At 69.9% G+C, this 16,234-nt stretch carries 11 protein-coding genes, 1 tRNA gene and 2 pseudogenes; 6 read left to right on the plus strand and 8 right to left on the minus strand.

The window, feature by feature from the left end; translation table 11 throughout:
- The first annotated feature begins 165 nt into the window (after positions 1-165).
- Positions 166-813 carry an NAD(P)-dependent oxidoreductase gene (locus tag H5407_RS01265; protein WP_183102588.1) on the plus strand — a complete coding sequence of 216 codons (648 nt, stop codon included), beginning with the start codon at positions 166-168 and terminating at the stop codon, positions 811-813.
- 9 nt (positions 814-822) lie between these two features.
- On the opposite strand, the gene H5407_RS01270 is transcribed toward H5407_RS01265, so the two are convergent.
- The 4 genes from H5407_RS01270 to H5407_RS01285 are packed head-to-tail and all read right to left on the minus strand — an operon-like array spanning position 823 to position 5,018.
- Entirely contained in the window at positions 823-2,118 is a 1,296-nt protein-coding gene (locus tag H5407_RS01270) for a hypothetical protein (RefSeq protein WP_183102589.1), read from the minus strand.
- Entirely contained in the window at positions 2,115-2,897 is a 783-nt protein-coding gene (locus tag H5407_RS01275; protein WP_183102590.1) for an outer membrane lipoprotein-sorting protein, read from the minus strand. The genes H5407_RS01270 and H5407_RS01275 overlap by 4 nt, the downstream gene beginning before the upstream one ends.
- Positions 2,898-2,907: 10 nt before the next feature.
- The gene (locus H5407_RS01280) at positions 2,908-4,314 is read right to left on the minus strand and encodes an ABC transporter permease (protein WP_183102591.1); all 1,407 of its coding nucleotides are present in this window, start codon (positions 4,312-4,314) and stop codon (positions 2,908-2,910) included.
- Positions 4,311-5,018, minus strand: coding sequence for an ABC transporter ATP-binding protein (locus H5407_RS01285; RefSeq protein ID WP_183102592.1), 708 nt, complete (start codon positions 5,016-5,018; stop codon positions 4,311-4,313). Before H5407_RS01285 ends, H5407_RS01280 begins: the two co-directional genes overlap by 4 nt.
- Positions 5,019-5,241: 223 nt before the next feature.
- Between H5407_RS01285 and H5407_RS01290 the strand changes: the two genes are divergently transcribed.
- The 4 genes and pseudogenes from H5407_RS01290 to H5407_RS23985 form a co-directional block, all read left to right on the plus strand.
- Positions 5,242-5,664 carry a hypothetical protein gene (locus H5407_RS01290; RefSeq protein WP_183102593.1) on the plus strand — a complete coding sequence of 141 codons (423 nt, stop codon included), beginning with the start codon at positions 5,242-5,244 and terminating at the stop codon, positions 5,662-5,664.
- A gap of 255 nt (positions 5,665-5,919) precedes the next feature.
- Complete coding sequence (locus H5407_RS01295) at positions 5,920-10,293, plus strand: chemotaxis protein CheB (protein WP_183102594.1); 4,374 nt, start codon at positions 5,920-5,922, stop codon at positions 10,291-10,293.
- Between the two features lie 117 nt (positions 10,294-10,410).
- Positions 10,411-10,653: pseudogene (locus tag H5407_RS24815) on the plus strand (transposase); the annotation flags it as partial.
- Between the two features lie 36 nt (positions 10,654-10,689).
- Positions 10,690-10,798 (plus strand): annotated as a pseudogene (locus tag H5407_RS23985) (transposase); the annotation flags it as partial.
- 872 nt (positions 10,799-11,670) lie between these two features.
- On the opposite strand, the gene H5407_RS01305 reads toward H5407_RS23985, so the two are convergent.
- The 3 genes from H5407_RS01305 to H5407_RS01315 form a co-directional block, all read right to left on the minus strand.
- Positions 11,671-11,745 (minus strand) — tRNA-Arg (locus tag H5407_RS01305).
- A gap of 56 nt (positions 11,746-11,801) precedes the next feature.
- Positions 11,802-13,106: a DUF1501 domain-containing protein gene (locus H5407_RS01310; RefSeq protein ID WP_255501002.1), complete on the minus strand. Its 1,305-nt coding sequence runs from the start codon at positions 13,104-13,106 to the stop codon at positions 11,802-11,804.
- Between the two features lie 9 nt (positions 13,107-13,115).
- A complete protein-coding gene (locus tag H5407_RS01315; RefSeq protein WP_183102596.1) occupies positions 13,116-14,678 on the minus strand; it encodes a DUF1800 family protein in 1,563 nt (520 codons plus the stop codon).
- A 183-nt stretch (positions 14,679-14,861) separates the two neighbouring features.
- On the opposite strand from H5407_RS01315, the gene H5407_RS01320 reads away from it, so the two are divergent.
- Positions 14,862-15,413 carry a cytochrome c5 family protein gene (locus H5407_RS01320; protein ID WP_183102597.1) on the plus strand — a complete coding sequence of 184 codons (552 nt, stop codon included), beginning with the start codon at positions 14,862-14,864 and terminating at the stop codon, positions 15,411-15,413.
- 49 nt (positions 15,414-15,462) lie between these two features.
- Here H5407_RS01320 and H5407_RS01325 read toward each other — a convergent pair whose 3' ends face one another.
- Positions 15,463-16,185: a hypothetical protein gene (locus H5407_RS01325; protein ID WP_183102598.1), complete on the minus strand. Its 723-nt coding sequence runs from the start codon at positions 16,183-16,185 to the stop codon at positions 15,463-15,465.
- Positions 16,186-16,234: the final 49 nt, after the last annotated feature.

A 16,234-nucleotide genomic window follows, 5' to 3' on the forward strand; every position in this document is an offset into this window, starting at 1 on the left:
GGCGTCTCCCCATGCGTTTCAACGGGTCGGTCATGAAGTTTTTCTAAACAGTGCTGGCTGATTCTGCCGTCTTATCGCTGGACTGTGAAGTTTTTAAAGTTCATCCATCGCAACACAGCGACCGCCGCAGTCACCCAGGGCGGTCGCCTACTGAAAGGACATCGTATGAAGATCGCTCTGATTGGCGCCACCGGCTTCGTGGGCAGCGCGCTGTTGAAGGAACTGCTGGCCCGCGGCCACGAGGTGCGGGCCCTGGTCCGTGACCCTGCCAAGCTGGCCAGCCAGGCGGGCCTGCAGACGGTGAAGGCCGACGTCACCGACGCCAGCGCCGTGGCCACCGCCGTGCGTGGCGTGGACGCCGTGATCAGCGCCTACAACCCCGGCTGGGGCCATGCCGAGCTGCACGACGAATTTCTGCGGGGCTCGGCCGCCATCAATGCGGGCGTCAAGGCGGCGGGCGTCAGGCGCCTGTTGGTGGTCGGCGGCGCCGGCAGCCTCTTCATCGCGCCGGGCGTTCAGCTGGTCGATACGCCGGAATTCCCGGCCGAATGGAAGGCCGGCGCCCTGGCCGCCCGCGAGGCCCTGAACCGCCTCAAGGGCGAAGAGGGCGCCGGCCTGGACTGGACCTTCCTGTCCCCCGCCATGCACCTGGAGCCGGGCGAGCGCACGGGCGTCTACCGCCTGGGCCGTGACGAGCCGGTCTTCGACGCCCAAGGCCACAGCCGCGTCACCGTGGCCGACCTGGCCGCTGCGCTGGTGGCCGAGGCCGAGCAGCCGCAGTTCATCGGCCAGCGGTTCACGCTGGGGTATTGAGCGCTGCGGTCAGAAATAGCCCCGCACGCTCAGCTGCCAGGCCCGCGCCTGCGGGAGGCTGCCGTACTCGCTGCCCGGCCGGCCCTGCTGGGCCTGCCACTGCAGCGCCAGGTCCAGGCCTGGCCAGCGGTAGCGCAGCTCCAGCCACTGCATGCGGCTGTGGTCCTCGGGGTTGAGGCGCAGCAGGGCGTTGAGGTCCAGGTGCTGCCAGCCCAGCAGGTCGGGCCAGCTGGCGTAGAGGCCCCACTGGCCGCGGGTGTTGAGCGCCTGGGCCGTGTGGGCCCAGCGGCGGTAGGCGAGGTAGGCCGCGGGCTGGGTCTGCAGCTGCTGCCAGGCCTGGCGATCGGGGGCGGCGCTGTCGTGGGCCCATTCGAGGGTCAGCGAGAGCTTGTTGCCGGCCGTGTAGCGCAGGCCGGTGGCCAGGCGCTGCTGCCAGTGGCGAGGTGTGCCGGGCAGGGGCAGGGCTTGCGCGATGGCGTCCGGTGCGCGCCCGCCGGCCCATTCGAGGTAGAGCACGGTGGCCTGCCCGAGCAGGCTGCTGAGGTTGAAGCCCAGCTGCGGCGACTGGCCGTCCGCGCCATAGAGGGACCACTGCGGCTGCAGGTTCTCGCTCCAGCGCTGGCTCCAGCTGAGCAGCCAGCGGCTGCGTTCGTTGGTGGCGCCCAGGTCGGCGCTGAGCCCCGCCTGGCTGGGAGCCTCGGCCAGCTTGGGGGCCACGAGCGCCGTCAGCGCACCGCCCTCCCACAGGCGCTGGGCACGCAGCATCACTGTGCCCATGCGGTTGGTCTTGAGGCTGGCCGGGTCGGCCGAGATCTGTGAGCGCAGGGCGCCGCTGCGCAGGAAATCGCTGGGGTTGTAGCCCGTGCCCAGGCCCTGGCGCGCGTTGATACGTCCGGCGTCCAGCAGCAGCTGCTCGTTGACGCGCCATGAGGCATACGCCTCCTGCAGGCTCAGCAGGGCCTGCGGATACGGCGCCTGGGCGGGATCGCTGTGGTCGAGGCGGGCGGTACCCAGCCAGCGCCAATCGGGGCTGGCCTGGACCTCGCCCTGCAGCACCAGGGATTGGCGCTGCTGTGTGCCCCAGGTCTCGGGACCCAACAGGCTGCGCTGCAGGGCCCGGCCCCAGGCCAGCTCGGCATGGCCGTGCCAGGTCTTGCTTGGAGCGGGGGGCGATGCCTCGGGGGCGAGGTCAGCCAGGCGCAGGGCCTGGTCTTCGTTCTGGGTGGCCGTGCCCTGCGCTGCCGCCGAGCAGGACAAACAGGCCAGGGCCAGCGCCGCGAGCCCGCCGCGTTGAAGGGGCCTCATTCGGGCTTGAAGCGCGGCAGGTAGTCGCGCTGTAGCCAGGCCTCGGGCACGTCCCGCCGCGCCCAGTCGCTCAGGCGCATGACGGTGACCCAGCTGGGGTCCAGGCCGTCGATGATGACGGTCTCGGTGGGGCGCTCGGCGCCCAGCTGCTGCTGGTAGCGGCGGTAGAAGGCGGTCTTGAGCAGGGCGCCGCTCTCGGCCATGAACTGCGCCTTCAGCGGCCGCATGCCCTCCACGCTGATCCACAGCAGGATGCGGTGGTAACTGGCGTCGGCGTTGCGCGCGGCCAGGCTCAGGCGGTAGCTGCGCCGCTTCTGGCGGTCGCCGTCGCTGACCTCCTCCTCGACGGCATCCGTGGCCTGGTAGTCCCTGGCCAGGTTGACGGTGACCACGTCGCCGTTGGAGGCCTGGCCCAGCAGGCGCTGCTGGGGCGAGAGGCGGATGCTGGCGCGGTTGGCGGGGTCGTAGAACCAGAGGTCCTTGCCGCTGTAGAGCATCAGCTTGCCGGTGTCCCGGGCCGGCGCCATGAAGCGCACGAGGCTGCGGAACTGGCCGCTGGCATCGCTCTTGGAATAGACGGCCAGCACGCTGCTGTCGGTCTGCTTGCCCTGCCGGTACTCCAGCAGGGTGTTGGTCAGGCCGAAGCCGTGGTCGGGGTTGCGCACGGCATCGCTGGCGGCCAGCAAGGCCTGGGGATCAGTGGCGGCGCGGGCGGGGCCCAGGACGCCCAGCAAAGCAGCCAGCGCCAGCGCTCGGCGGCGGGATGAAGCAAGAGGCATGGTTGACTCCTCAGACATGACGCAGGGCGTCCACGATCTGCAGCCGCGCGGCGCGCTGGGCGGGCCACCAGGCCGAGAGCAGGGCCACGCTCAGCAGGCCTGCCGCGCTGCCGATCAGCAGGCCCCAGTCGCCCAGCAGGCGCACGCGGATGGGGTAGGCATAGACGTAGCCCGGCGGTGTCCAGCTCAGACCGGCGCGGTTGATCAGGGCTGCCGCGACCAGGGCCACCAGCAGGCCCAGCACCACGCCGATCAAGCCCAGCAGCAGCCCCTCGGCCAGGAACAGGCCGCGGATGCCGCTGCGGCGGTCGCCGAGGGCGCGCAGGGTGCCGATCTCGACGGTGCGCTCCATGACCGCGGTGCTCATGGTGTTGCCCACGGTGAAGAGCACGATGACGCCGATCAAGATGGCGATGAATCCGAACATCGAGTCGAAGAACTCCAGGCTCTGGCGGTACATGGGCGCCAGGGTCATGAAGTCCAGCACCTCCAGGGCCTGCGTGGCGGCACCCGGCTCCTTGAGCAGGGCGTTCAGGCGTGCCTGCGCGGCCGGCAGCTGGGCCGTGTGGTGCAGCTGGATCTGCAGGGCCGTCACCTGCGGCGCCTGCCCGCCATAGACCAGCTTCTGCGCCTGGGCCAGGTGCATGACGGTGGCGCGGTCGTCGAACTCCTTGAGGCCGAAGTTCTCAGCGCGCAGCACCTGCAGGGCGACCACATTGGGCGCGCCGCGCAGGCTGGAGGCCAGGATCTCGATCTGCACTGGATCCTGCGTGCCCGAGGGCCGGGCCTGCGCCTGCTCGCTGCTGAGGGCCGCGATGTCGACGGGGATGCCTTCCTGCGTGCCAGCCTGCTCCGCCTCGGGCGGAGGCGGGCAGTCCGCCACCTGCAGCTCCGCGCAGAGTTGCAGCTTGCGGGCCACGCCCAGGCCGATGACGACGGCATTGGGCGGGCTGCCGCGCAGGTCGCGCGGGGCGGAGTACATGGCAGCGCCGTATTCGTCCCACCGGCGCAGCGCGGCCTGGCCCTCGGGCTCGATGCCGGCGGCGGCCACGGGCGTGGACTGGTTGGCGGCAAAGTGCCCGGCCAGCCCGCCCAGCTCCAGCTTGGACGTCACCACGCTGACCATGGGGCCCAGGAGGGCGTCGCCGCGGATGCGCTGCATCAAGCCCTGGTAGTCCTTGATGCCGTAGCTGGCCGGATTGCCGCTGCCGTAGAGGAAGTAGCCCTGGCGCTGCACTTGCAGATGGCCGTGGAGCTGGATGAAGCCGGTTTCCATGCCCAGGATGGCGTTGCGGCTGTAGCCGCCGAAGATGAGGATGGCGCCCAGGCCCACCACCATGGCCAGCAGGGTGGTCAGCGAGCGGCGGCGGTTGCGCAGCAGGTTGCGCAGGGCCAGCTTGAAGGTCGTGGCGTTCATGCGCGGGTCTCCTGGGCGGTGCTGCGGTCCTCGTGATGGGCGATGACACCGTCCCGGATGTGGAAGACCTCGTCGGCCTCGGCCAGCAACTGCTGGTCATGCGAGGAGAACACGAAGCTCACGCCACGCTCGCGCTGCAGGCGCCGCATCAGGGCGATGATGGTGGCGCCGGTGCTGCTGTCCAGGTTGGCCGTGGGCTCGTCGGCCAGCACCAGCTCGGGCGCGTTGGCCAGGGCTCGGGCGACGGCCACCCGCTGGCGCTGCCCGCCGGAAAGCTGCCCCGGGCGGTGCCGGGCGAACTCGGCCAGGCCCACGGCCTCCAGCAGGCTGCCCACCCGCTCGCGCCGCTGCGCCGCCGAGAGGCCCAGGCGCAGCGTGGGGTACTCGACGTTCTCGTAGGCATTCAGCACGGGCAGCAGGTTGAAGTTCTGGAACACGAAGCCCAGGCGCCGCGCGCGAAGGTCGGCCAGCTGGTTGTCGCTGAGCTCGCGGACGGACTCGCCCAGCACCTGCACCTCCCCCGCATCCGCCTGGTCCAGGCAGCCAATGATGTTGAGCAGGGTGGTCTTGCCGCTGCCCGAGGCGCCAGCGATCACGCTGAAGCGCCCGGGCGAGAGCTGGAGATTGATGTCGCGCAGCGCCGGAACGCTGACGGCATCCATGCGGTAAGTTTTCTGGACTTGATGGAGAACAATCGGGGACATGGTGGACGGTGATTGTGTCGGCCGCAGCAGTCTCACAGCTCGGGGGGGCGGGGTATTGAATGGAGTCGACATGACGCATGGGACGGGCATGCGCTCAGGCACGCCCCCGATTTCCCAGAGAATGCGAGTTCAAGCAACAGCAAGGTCGTCGTTCATGTTCAGGCCAGGGGCATTCGAGGGCTCGATCGTGATCGCGGGGGGGGCTCATGGCCCCGGTGTTTTCGTGAGCATGGACTCCACGCTGTCGGTGATGCCGCATCCGCACGGCCTCGCCTCGCCCCGCATCGGCCTCGTCCCCTTCAGCCCCTACATGCTGTTCGTGCAGGACGCCGCCCTGATGGTGCAGGGCTTCCATTACGAGGTCCGGGGCGAGCAACTGGGCTGGGTGGTGGAGGGCTCGGCCGCCGACGGCTTCGAGCACCATCCGGTGACGGCCTTCGACGTGCAGGTGCGCTATGCCGCCGACGGCATGCGCGTGGAGATCACGGGGCAAGCCGGCCTGGAGGTCCAGCAGGCCGGCGCCCGGCGCAGTTTTCTCGTTCGCTTCGAGATTCCCAAGGGCCGGCTGGCCGAGTGCTTCCAGCTGTCCGAGGAGACGAACGCCCGGGTGATGTCGCTGTTCGACAGCGCCTTCGGTCCGGGCTAGCCCGGCACATCCGCCGAGGCCGTCCTTCAATGCGGCGATGAGCTCCTGCCCCGGTGTGCTGCCCAGGGGTCTCGCGGTTAGGGGCTGCGCCGCGAAATTGGGCAAGCTATGAGGCGGGACTTGGCCGGCGGCGCCTGCGCGCGGGAGTAGACTGCGCAAGGCACAAGCACAGGCACTGTGCGAGAGCCACCCGTCAGGGGCGGCTTTCGCGACGACCGGCGTCATGCATGCGGTGCAACCCTCATCCGGAGCACCGTGAACGACCACCTCATCATCCCCGCTGATTCTTCGTCCCCGCCGGAGTCCCCGATGATCGTGGCGCTCGGGGCCTCTGCGGGTGGCTTGGAGGCGCTGCGCGAGTTCTTCGGTGCCATGGTGCCGGACGATCGGCTGGCCTTTGTGGTCCTGACCCATCTGCCGCCGCACCACATCAGCTACCTGGCCGAGCTGCTGCAGCGCGCCGGGCCGCTGGCTGCCCAGGAGGTGCAGTCGGGCGACCGGATCCAGGGCGGGCGGGTCCATGTCATGCCGCCCGGCGGCTGGATGACCGTGAAAGGCGGCGTGCTCTCCTTCGAGGACAAGCCCGTCGACAAGACGACCAGCCTGCGCCCCATCGACCATTTCATGGCCAGCCTGGCGGAGGATGCCGGCTCCCGCGCGATCGGCATTGTGCTCAGCGGCACCGACCACGACGGCACCGCGGGGCTCAAGGCCCTGAAGGCCGCGGGCGGCTGGACCTTCGCCCAGACGCCCGCAACGGCCGAGTTCCCGAGCATGCCGCAAAGCGCGATCGCCTCCGGTGCGGCTGACGAGGTGATGGCGCCGCGCGCCATGGCCCTGGCCCTGCTGGACTACCTGAAGCGCCAGCCGCAGGCGCTGCAGGACGACGCTGCCGGCGACGACGCCGTCAGCGCCGAGAGCGAGGACCTGCTTCATGAGGCCCTGGCCCTGGTGCTGGACCAAACGGGGCACGACTTCCAGCTCTACCGGCCTGGGATGCTGCGGCGGCGTCTGCGCCGGCGGATGGTGCGCAGCCGGTGCCAGCGGCTGGGCGAGTACCTGCAGTTGCTGCGTGACTCCGCCGAGGAGAGCGCTGCCCTGGCCGCCGAGTTCCTCATCGGCGTGACCGAGTTCTTCCGCGATTCCGAGGCCTGGGACGAACTGGCGAACGGCGTCCTGCCCGGCCTGCTGGCCGAGCGCCAACGCGACGCCCCCCCGCTGCGCGTCTGGACCCCCGGCTGCTCGTCTGGCGAGGAGAGCTATTCCATCGCCATGCTGCTGATCGAGGCGATGGAGCAGCGCGGGCTGCCGCCGGCCGTTCAGGTGTTCGGCACAGACATCGACCTGGAAGCGCTGGCAGTGGCCCGGCGCGGCGTCTATCCGGCCTCGATCGATGCCGCGATGCCGCCCGAGCGCCTCGCGCGCTTCTTCGAGCGCCGGGGGGATGACTTCGTCGTGTGCAAGCCGCTGCGGGACAGCGTCATGTTCGCGCCGCAGAACCTGGCGCGCGACACGCCGTTCTCGCGCCTGGACCTGCTCCTGTGCCGCAATGTGCTGATGTACCTGGAACAGACGCTGCAGGATCGCATCGTGCAGCTCTTCCATTTCGCGCTCAAGCCTGGCGGGCTGCTGTGGCTGGGCAAGGCCGAGTCCCTCACCGGGCACGGCAGCCTGTTCGAGCCGGTCTCCCGCCCCATGCGCATGTACCGGCGCCTGGGGGGGCGGTCTCATCTCCCGCGAGGTTTCGTGGCGCCGCTCAGCCTCGCCACGGAATCGGCCTACCGAGCCGCCGACCGCGCGCTGGCGGCCGGCGACGTCCTGCGCCTGCACCTGACGGGCCGCGAGGTCAGCGCGGCGGTCCTCATCGACCGCGAGGGCCGCGCCTTGCACTACCACGGCGACACCGGGCGCTTCCTGGCGCCGCAGGGCGATGCCACCCAGGAGCTGCTGCGCACTGTCCGGTCGGAGCTGAAGCCCGCGATGCGCCTGCTGATCCGGCAGGCCTTCTCCGAGGGCGCGGCCACCTCGCGCCCGATCGCCCTACAGGACGGCCTGCTCACGAAGCAAGTGCTCATCCAGGCCGAGCCCGTGCAGGGCAAGGCGGGCCGTGGTGCCTTCGTGGTGACTTTCACCGCCACCGGCCGCGCGCCAGGGCCGGCAGCGCCCGTCCCGCCTGCGGGCGAGAGTTCGAGCGAGCTGGAAGAAAGCCGGCGCGAGCTGGCACAGGCCCTGGAAGATGCGGAGCGCAGCAACGAGGAGCTGCGCCTGGCCAGCGAGGAGGCGTCCTCGCTCAACGAGGAGCTGCAGTCTTCGACCGAGGAGCTGGAAAGCTCCAAGGAGGAGCTGCAGTCGCTCAACGAAGAGCTGGCCACCGTCAACGCGCAGCTCGAGGAGCGTATGGTCGAGATGGCGCGCCATGCCGACGACCTGTCCAACCTGCTGGAAAGCACGGCGCTGGCCGCCATCCTGCTGGACCGCGAGATGCGCATCCGGCGCTTCACCCCCGCGGCCATGCAGCTGTTCAGCCTGCGTGCCGGTGACGAGGGCCGCCTGCTCAGCGACATCGCAAGCCGTGTCGAGGACCCGCAGTTCGCCCAGGAGGCGCAGCGCACCTTCGACCAGCGGCAAAGCTCGGATGCCGAGGTCACGAGCCTGGACGGGCGGCTGTACCTGCGCCGGCTGCAGCCCTTCCTGACGCAGACTGGTGAAGTGGACGGCGTGGTTGTCACCTACATCGACATCACGGTGATCCGCAACGCCGCGCAGCAGGTGCGCCAGCTGGCCTCGGTGCTGGACCATTCCAACGACGCGGTGCTCACGCTGGATCCTCAGGGGCTCATCCTCAACTGGAACCAGGGGGCGGAGCGGATCTTCGGCTACACGGTAACGCAGGCCCGGCAGCTGACGATCTTCGACCTCGTGCCGGCCGAAGACCAGGACAAGACGCGGCGGCTGATGAAGCGGGCCCTGGAGGCGGGCGCCGCCGGACCGGTGGATGTCCTGCGCTGCACGCGGGGCGGGCAGCGCGTCAATGTGTCGGTGGTGATGTCCGCGCTGCGCAACGAGCAGGGCATGCCGGTGGCGCTTCTGTCTACCGAGCGCGACATCACCGAGCGGCGGCGCATCGAGAGCGAGGTCCGCTTCCGTCGCCTGGCCGACGACATTCCCGCCCTGCTGCGGGTGGAGGACAAGCAGGGCCTGGCGCAGTTCGTCAACCGCGCCTGCACCGAGTTCACCGGGGCCTCGATGGACATGCTGCTGGGCAGCGGCTGGCTGGAGTTCGTCCATTCGCAGGACCGCCAGCGCTACCTCGCCGAGCAGACCCGGGCCTATGCGGCGCGTGCGCGCCTGGAGATCGACATCCGCTTGCGCCGCCATGACGGTGCGCCGCGCTGGACGCGCTCCATCAGTGTTCCGCATGTCGGCGCCGACGGCGAGTTCGCTGGCTACGTGGCCCTGATGCTGGACATCGACGACCGCAAGCTCGCGGAGCGCGAGCTGATGGACGCTCACCGTCGCAAGGATGAATTCCTGGCGATGCTCGCCCACGAGCTGCGCAATCCGCTGGCCCCCATCCGCAATGCGGCGCAGCTGCTGTCCCGCCAGGACGCCGCGGGCGAGACGGCTGCCTGGGCCGTGGGCGTGATCGAGCGGCAGACGCAGGCGATGAGCCGTCTGCTGGACAGCCTCCTGGACGTGGCGCGCATCGCGCGCGGCAAGACCGAGTTGGAGCTGGCGCCGGTCGAGTTGCGCGTCGTGATCGAGCGTTCCATCGAAGTCAGCCAGGCCCTGATCGACTCGCGAGGCCAGGCGCTGCGCGTGGAGATGCCGGACGAAACGCTGCTGATCAATGGCGACCTGGTGCGCCTCACCCAGGTCTTTGCCAATCTGCTGAACAATGCCTCGAAGTACACCGACGAGGGCGGCGAGATCCAGGTCAAGGCCTGTGCGGAGGGGCGGCAGGCGCTGGTGCAGGTCAGCGACAACGGTGCGGGCATTTCGGCGGACATGCTGCCGCGCGTGTTTGACCTGTTCAGCCAGGCCGATCGCACCCTGGACCGGGCCAAGGGCGGCCTGGGCCTGGGGCTGACGCTGGTGCGCCAGCTCGTGGAGTTGCATCGCGGCGAGGTGACCGCGTCCAGCCCCGGCCTGGGCAAGGGCAGTACCTTCAGCGTGCGCCTGCCCCTGCTGGAGCCGCTGCCGAATCCGCACACCTCCGCCCAGACCTTGCCGACGGCACCGCGCGCCAGCGCGCTGGCGCGGCGTGTTCTCGTGGTGGATGACAACGTCGATGCGGCGCAGATGCTGGGCGCCATCCTGCAACTGCACGGCCACGAGGTCTGCCTGGCTTTTGACGGCGCACGGGCCCTGGCCCTGGCAGACCAGCATCCTTTCGACGTGATCATCCTGGACATCGGGCTGCCCGGCCTGGATGGCTACCAGGTCGCACGCACCTTGCGTGGACGCGCGGCCATGTCCGGCGTGACCCTCATCGCGCTCACGGGCTATGGCCTGAAGGAGGACGTGGACCGGGCCCGCAGCGCGGGATGCGACACGCACTTCGTCAAGCCCGTTGACGCGGATGCCCTGCTGCAGCGCATCGAGCAGGCGCCCCAGCGCAGCCCCTGACCTGTCGGCCACGCCAACAACGTCGTCGGCGATCTGCTCAGTGAAGGGGCCCGGCCGGATGAGCGCATCGGGCGGTACGACGCCCGCATCCACGCCATGGCCAAGGAGGACGAGCGCGCCCGGCGGCTGATGCAGCTCGGCGGCGTGGGCCCCACAGCCGCCACCTGCCTGCTGGCCATGATCCGCAACGGGCATGACTTCGACTGCGGCCGCCAGTTCGCGGCCTGGCTAGGCCTGACGCCAGGCCAGTACAGCTCGGGCGGCAAGACCCGGCTCGGGCGCATCACCAAAGCCGGCGGTGCCTACCTGCGCAGCCTACTGGTGCTGGGCGCCAAGGCACTGCTGGCAGCCGCCAAGAACAAGACCGTTGGGTCAAATTTAGATCGGCGCCAACACCTGGTACCCAAGCAGCATTCCAGCGGTGGCAAGCCCCACCTGGGCACCATCACCAAGCGCGGCGATGCCTATCTGAGGACCTTGCTGATCCAGGGCGCCAAATCCGTGGTCAACACCGCCCACACGCGCAGCGATCCGATCTCGCGTTGGGTCTTGGCCGTCTACCTCAGTCGATCTAGGCGTCCAGAGTGGGAGCGCCAAGTCATCAGCCTTGGAGCCGTGATCAAGTTCGCTGCGGCGGCTGGAGTGCCGATCTTGGAAGTGCTGAAGGCGGGGAAATGTCGGAGCCGGTTCGCGGGTGAGCCCGAGCCCTACTAGCCCCAGAGTAGGCCGTGCGCCGCACGGCGTGATGGCAAACCCAGCCAAGACCTAGGAGGCGGCTGGGTTTGCACTTGCTGGCGTTGCACTGCCTGTGCGGGGGCTCGGCTTATGGGGCGCGGTCGGGGTCGTTCCATTCCTATTTCTGGGCGGCCCGAACGAAGCTGCAGCACTTATGAAGGAGGTGTCGGATTCACATCAAATGAGGATCACATGGCAGAAATGCAGCGGTTGCTGTCGCTCCCAGTTCAGGTCTAAGCGACTGCTTCAGTTTAGGTTTATCCGACACCTGCCCTCAGGTCGGCGTGATGCACGGCCCTGGGCTGCGCGACGGGCAGGTGTCGGACAAACCTAAACTGAAGCCAACATCGCTGTAGCGATTGGCGCTGCCGTGCAGTGATTACGTTCGGGCTACCCAGCTTGGCCGAGTGCTTCTAGCCCGTGACCTGTCGTCGGCCGGCGTCGGCTTTGGCGCGCACGCATAGCCTTGCTTGCGGCTATCGAGGGTGGCAACCCTGGATCCATCAGCGCCCGCAACAGAGGCCTGACCGCTACAGCTCCGCAATTAAGCAAAGCTTGGCCCAGAGTGGAATTAACTTAACCTTGGCCATCCCGGCCAACTTATGGGCTAAGTCACAAAACCCAAACCAACAAACATCGAAGTGGCGCGACCGGCAAGAATCGAACTTGCGACGAAGCCTTCGGAGGGCTCCATGATATCCACTTCACCACGGTCGCACGCCAGCCGCGCATTCTAACCCGGCTTGCGGGGCTGGCCGATGACGGTCGTGGATTCAGCTGCGCAGCAGCTTCAGGGCTGGGGCGTCGCGGGCCGGCAGGGCGGGAAAGACGCGGGCCAGGGTCTCGTCGTCCAGGCCCAGATGGCCCTGCAGCAGCGGGGCCAGAACGTGGCGGAAGTCGGTGCTGATGGCCAGGTCGCGGCCGTCGGCGAGGGCGCGATCCTCTAGGCCCGGCCATTCGCCCAGAACGCGGCCGCCGGCAGCACCCTGCAGCGGGCCGCCCAGCAAGCACATCACATTGCCGCGGCCATGGTCGGTGCCGCCGGTGCCGTTCTCGTGCACGGTGCGGCCGAACTCGCTCATCACCACGATCACGGTGTCCTGCAGGCTGTCGCCAAGGCCCTGCGCCAGGGCGTCCAGGCCTTCGCACAACGCGCCCAGGCGGGTGGCCAGTTGGCCGCTGGCGCCGCCCTGGTTGACGTGGGTGTCCCAACCGCCCACGGAGGTGAAGGCCAACTGGGTCTGGGCGTCGGCGCGGACCAACTCGCCCAGACGGCGCGCGTCGGCCGCGAAGCTGCGGGCGGACGGAGCGCCGGCATCGGCGCTGGGGTCGCGGCTGGGGGCCTCGTCCTGCATGCCGCCCGGGCGCTGCCGGGCCTGGGCCAGGCTGCGCCGCATGTCCTGGCGGGATTGGGTGGCGTCACGGTAGTCCTGCGAGAGCGCATCCTGCCCCGCGTACAGCTTGGCCAGGCCGCGCTGCAGCCGGGCCTGGTCGATGGCCTTGGGATCCAGGGCCTTGGGCCCGGTGCCCAGGAAGGCGACGGGGGCACTGCCTGCGAAGATGCGCGGCGGTGTGTTGCCCAGGCTCAGGGCGCGGCTGGCGCTGTGCGGCCCGGGCAGGCCGGCCAGCAGGCGGTTCATCCAGCCGTCGGGCGTGCCCTTGCGGCCCGGGGTGCCGGACTCCAGGTAGGCCTGCGCATCGAAGTGCGAGCGCGTGGGGTCGGGCGAGCCGCTGGCATGGACAAAGCCCATCAGGCCGCGCTGCCAGTAGGGCATCAGCGGGCTGGCGGCCGGGTGCAGGCCAAAGAGACGGTCCAGGGGCAGGGCGCCGCCGTCCTCGCCGGGCCGGGCGATGGCCAGGCGCGGCCGGGCGCGCGCATAGGCCGGGTCGCCATGGGGCACTACGACGTTGAGCCCGTCGATGGCGCCCCGCAGCATCATCACCACCAGGCGCGGTTTGCGCTCCTCGGCGGCACGCTGGGCCTGGGCGGGCAGGGCCAGGCTGCCCAGGGCGGCTGCGCTGTGCAGCAGCCAGTCGCGTCGATGCAGGGCGTTCGGGAGGGATGGGGGCAGGGTCATGTCAACACCTCAGCACTGCATGAAATCGGGGCTGGCCAGCAGCAGGGCGGCCTGGGCGCTCGGGGACTCTCCCTGCAGCGCCGCGCGGGTCTGCGGCTGCAGGCTGGGGCCCAGGGTGGCGAGCAGGGACTGTGGGCGGGTGTCCGCACCCCAGCGGCGGCCCAGGCGGCCCTCGGCCAGGCCGCTGGCGAACTGCACGCGCTGGGTCAGGGTCTCGGGGCCGCGCCAGGCGGCGGCGGTGGGTTTGTAGCCGTCGGGCGTCTGCCAGCCATAGAGCGGCTGGCCGGCCTGGGCCAGCAGGGGCAGGAGCAGCGCGGGCTCGTCCACCTGGGCGTTCACGGCGCGCAGGGCGGACAGCAGGTAGCGGTAGGGCGTCTTGAACTGGGCCTGCCACTGCACGGGGCTCCAGAACTCGGGGGCCTGGATCAGGGCCTCGGTCCACTGGCGCAGATCGCCGTCGCTGCGCAGGAAGACCTGGGCGAGGCGGTCAACCAGGGCGGCCGGAGGCTCGTCGGCTACGAAGCACTGGGCCAGCTTGCGGCTCAGGTGGCGGGCGGTGGACGGGTGGCGGGCGAGGATGTCCAGCGCCTGTTCGCCCTCGGCCTGACCCTCGCGCGGGCTGCTGGCGCGGATGCGCCGTCCCAGCCACAGCTTCTCGCCGTGGTCGTGGCGGCGGGGGTCGAAGGCAAAGAGGTCGCGGCTGCGGCCCAGGCCGCGGGGGTCCAGGGTCCAGCCGGTGAGCATGCGCGCCAGCTCGGTGACATCGGCCTGGGTGTAGCCGCCGTCCACGCCCAGGGTGTGCAGCTCCATCAGCTCGCGGGCGTAGTTCTCGTTGAGGCCCTGGCTGCGGGCATTGGCGCGGCGGGGCTGGAAGCCGGGGGCGACGCTGAGGTGGTTGTCCAGATAGATGAGCATGGCCGGGTGCCTGGTCGTGGCCCCGAGCATGTCGCGGAAACGGCCGAGGACGTGCGGGCGTATGGCCTCGCGCTCGTAGGCGCCGGCGTAGACGCTCACCGCGTTCTTGCCGGCATAGACGTTGAAATGGTTGAACCAGAACTCGACCAGGCGTTCCTGCAGCTGGGCCGGGCTCTCCAGGGCTCGCCACAGGCGCTGGGACTGGGCCTCCAGCAGCACCGGGCGGACGAGCTCGCGACGGGCACCGGTGGCCGGCTCGGCAGAGCCCGGGGCCGCCGCCTTGGCTTCACGCTGGGCCTGCTGCGCCCGCCGGAAGCGCTCGCCCAGCTCGCCCTGGCTTTCCTGCCAGGTGGCCAGGCCGGCCAGGCGCTGCTCCAGCGCGGGCGGCAGGGCCTGGGGTTGCAGCTGGGCCTGGAGGAAGCCCTCCAGCCAGCGCGCCGCGCCTAGGCGCTGGAGGTCCTGCACGTCCTGCGGGCGGGGGCCGTAGGCCAGGCGCTTGAGGGCGTGGTGGGCGCGCTCTTCATCGCTGAGCGGCGCCTGGCGGGCGGGGGGCGCGGCCTCGGCCTGGCCGGGGCCGGGCAGGGCCGCCATCAAGGGCAAGGCGCCGCTGCCCAGCAGCAGGTGGCGCCGACGTGGATCCGGCAGGCACGATTTCATGGGTGGAGCCACAAAGAGTGGAAGCTGACCATACGGGTTCTCATCATGGGCCTGTGGTGTTCGCGGCATTTGTCGCGCCGGTAAAGCTCTGTGCCGGAAGGGGGCGGCCTATAATCCCGCGGCTTTGCGCCCGATACAGCTTTCCCAAGCATTTTCCAAATTGCCGACGTCAACGAGGATTTCATGAGCGGACACCAGGATCAAGACCATGGCCACGGCGCCCACGATAGCCACGAGGGCCCGATCAAGACCCCCAAGCAGCTGGCCTGGGCCGTGTTCTTCGCCTTCGTCGTGCCCATCTTCGTGATCGTGCTGCTGGCCAACTACGTCTCGACCGACGCCAAGCCGGCTGCCGGCAGCGTCGGCCTGGAAGAGCAGGCCATCGCGGCCCGCATCCAGCCCGTGGGCAGCATCGAGCTCAAGGACGCCTCCAGCGCCGGCGCGCTGAAGACGGGTGAGCAGGTCTACCAGGCCCAGTGCGCCGCCTGCCACGGCACCGGCGCCATGGGCGCGCCCAAGCTCGGCGATGCTGCTGCCTGGGCGCCCCGCATCAAGACCGGCTTCGAAGCTCTGCTGAACTCGGCCCTCAAGGGCAAGAACGCCATGAGCCCGCAGGGCGGCGGTGAGCACAGCGATGTCGAGATCGCCCGTGCGGTGGTCTACATGGCCAACAACGGCGGCGCCAAGTTCGAGGAGCCCAAGGCCCCGGTTGCTGCCGCCTCGGCCGCGAACTGAAGCCCCGCTTCCTGCATGAAGCCGCCCGTCGCAAGACCGGCGGCTTTTTTCATGGGCTCACGGCTGGGTCCATGCGATAGGCAGGCAGATCCCGCCACTGCGCCATCAGCTCCCACCATCGCTGCACCTGCTGGCGCTGCGCCTCCGGCAGCTGGCGAATGGTCATGACGAAGAAGTCGCTGACCAGCAGGGGCGGCTCCAGTTGGGTCAGATTGCTGAACTCCTGGCGGGCCAGCAGGGTGCTGGCCTCCTCGTGCACCAGGACGGCCAGGTCCAGGCGGCCCAGCTGCAGCATGCGCAGGACATGCAGCGGCTGGTTGGGCCCCTGCGTCGGCTCCAGGCCCAGGCGGCGGACGGCTTCGGTCGCCGCTCGGAATCCCGCCCGCGCGCCAACACGCACGGGGCTCGCATGGGGCATCTCCAGGCGCTGGCCGTCCCAGTGGACGACGGCGTCTTGCCGCTTGATCAGCACGATGGCGGTCCGGGCGACACGCAGCTGCGGATCGCCACTGGGGTTGCCCGGGAAATCGAACTCTTGCAGATTCGACGCAACGGCCGCGCCGACGCCGGCCTCCACCTTGCCCAAGCGCATCTGCTCGAAGCAGCGGCGGGCCGGCCAGCGCAGCAGCTCCACCTGCATGCCGAGCTGGCGGCCTGCATCCACCATGAGGCGTTCGATGATGCCGGGGCGGCTGGCGTCGCCGCTGAGAAAGGGCGGCACGGGCACGTCACCCACGCAGACCTGAAGCGCTGCGGCCGGCGGTGCGCTCAAGAGGCTGGCCAGCCCCAGGGTCACCCAGTGCCAGCGACATCCCGATCTC

Source organism: Mitsuaria sp. WAJ17 (genome assembly GCF_014174515.1).
In the GTDB taxonomy this organism is placed as follows: Bacteria; Pseudomonadota; Gammaproteobacteria; order Burkholderiales; family Burkholderiaceae_C; genus Roseateles_B.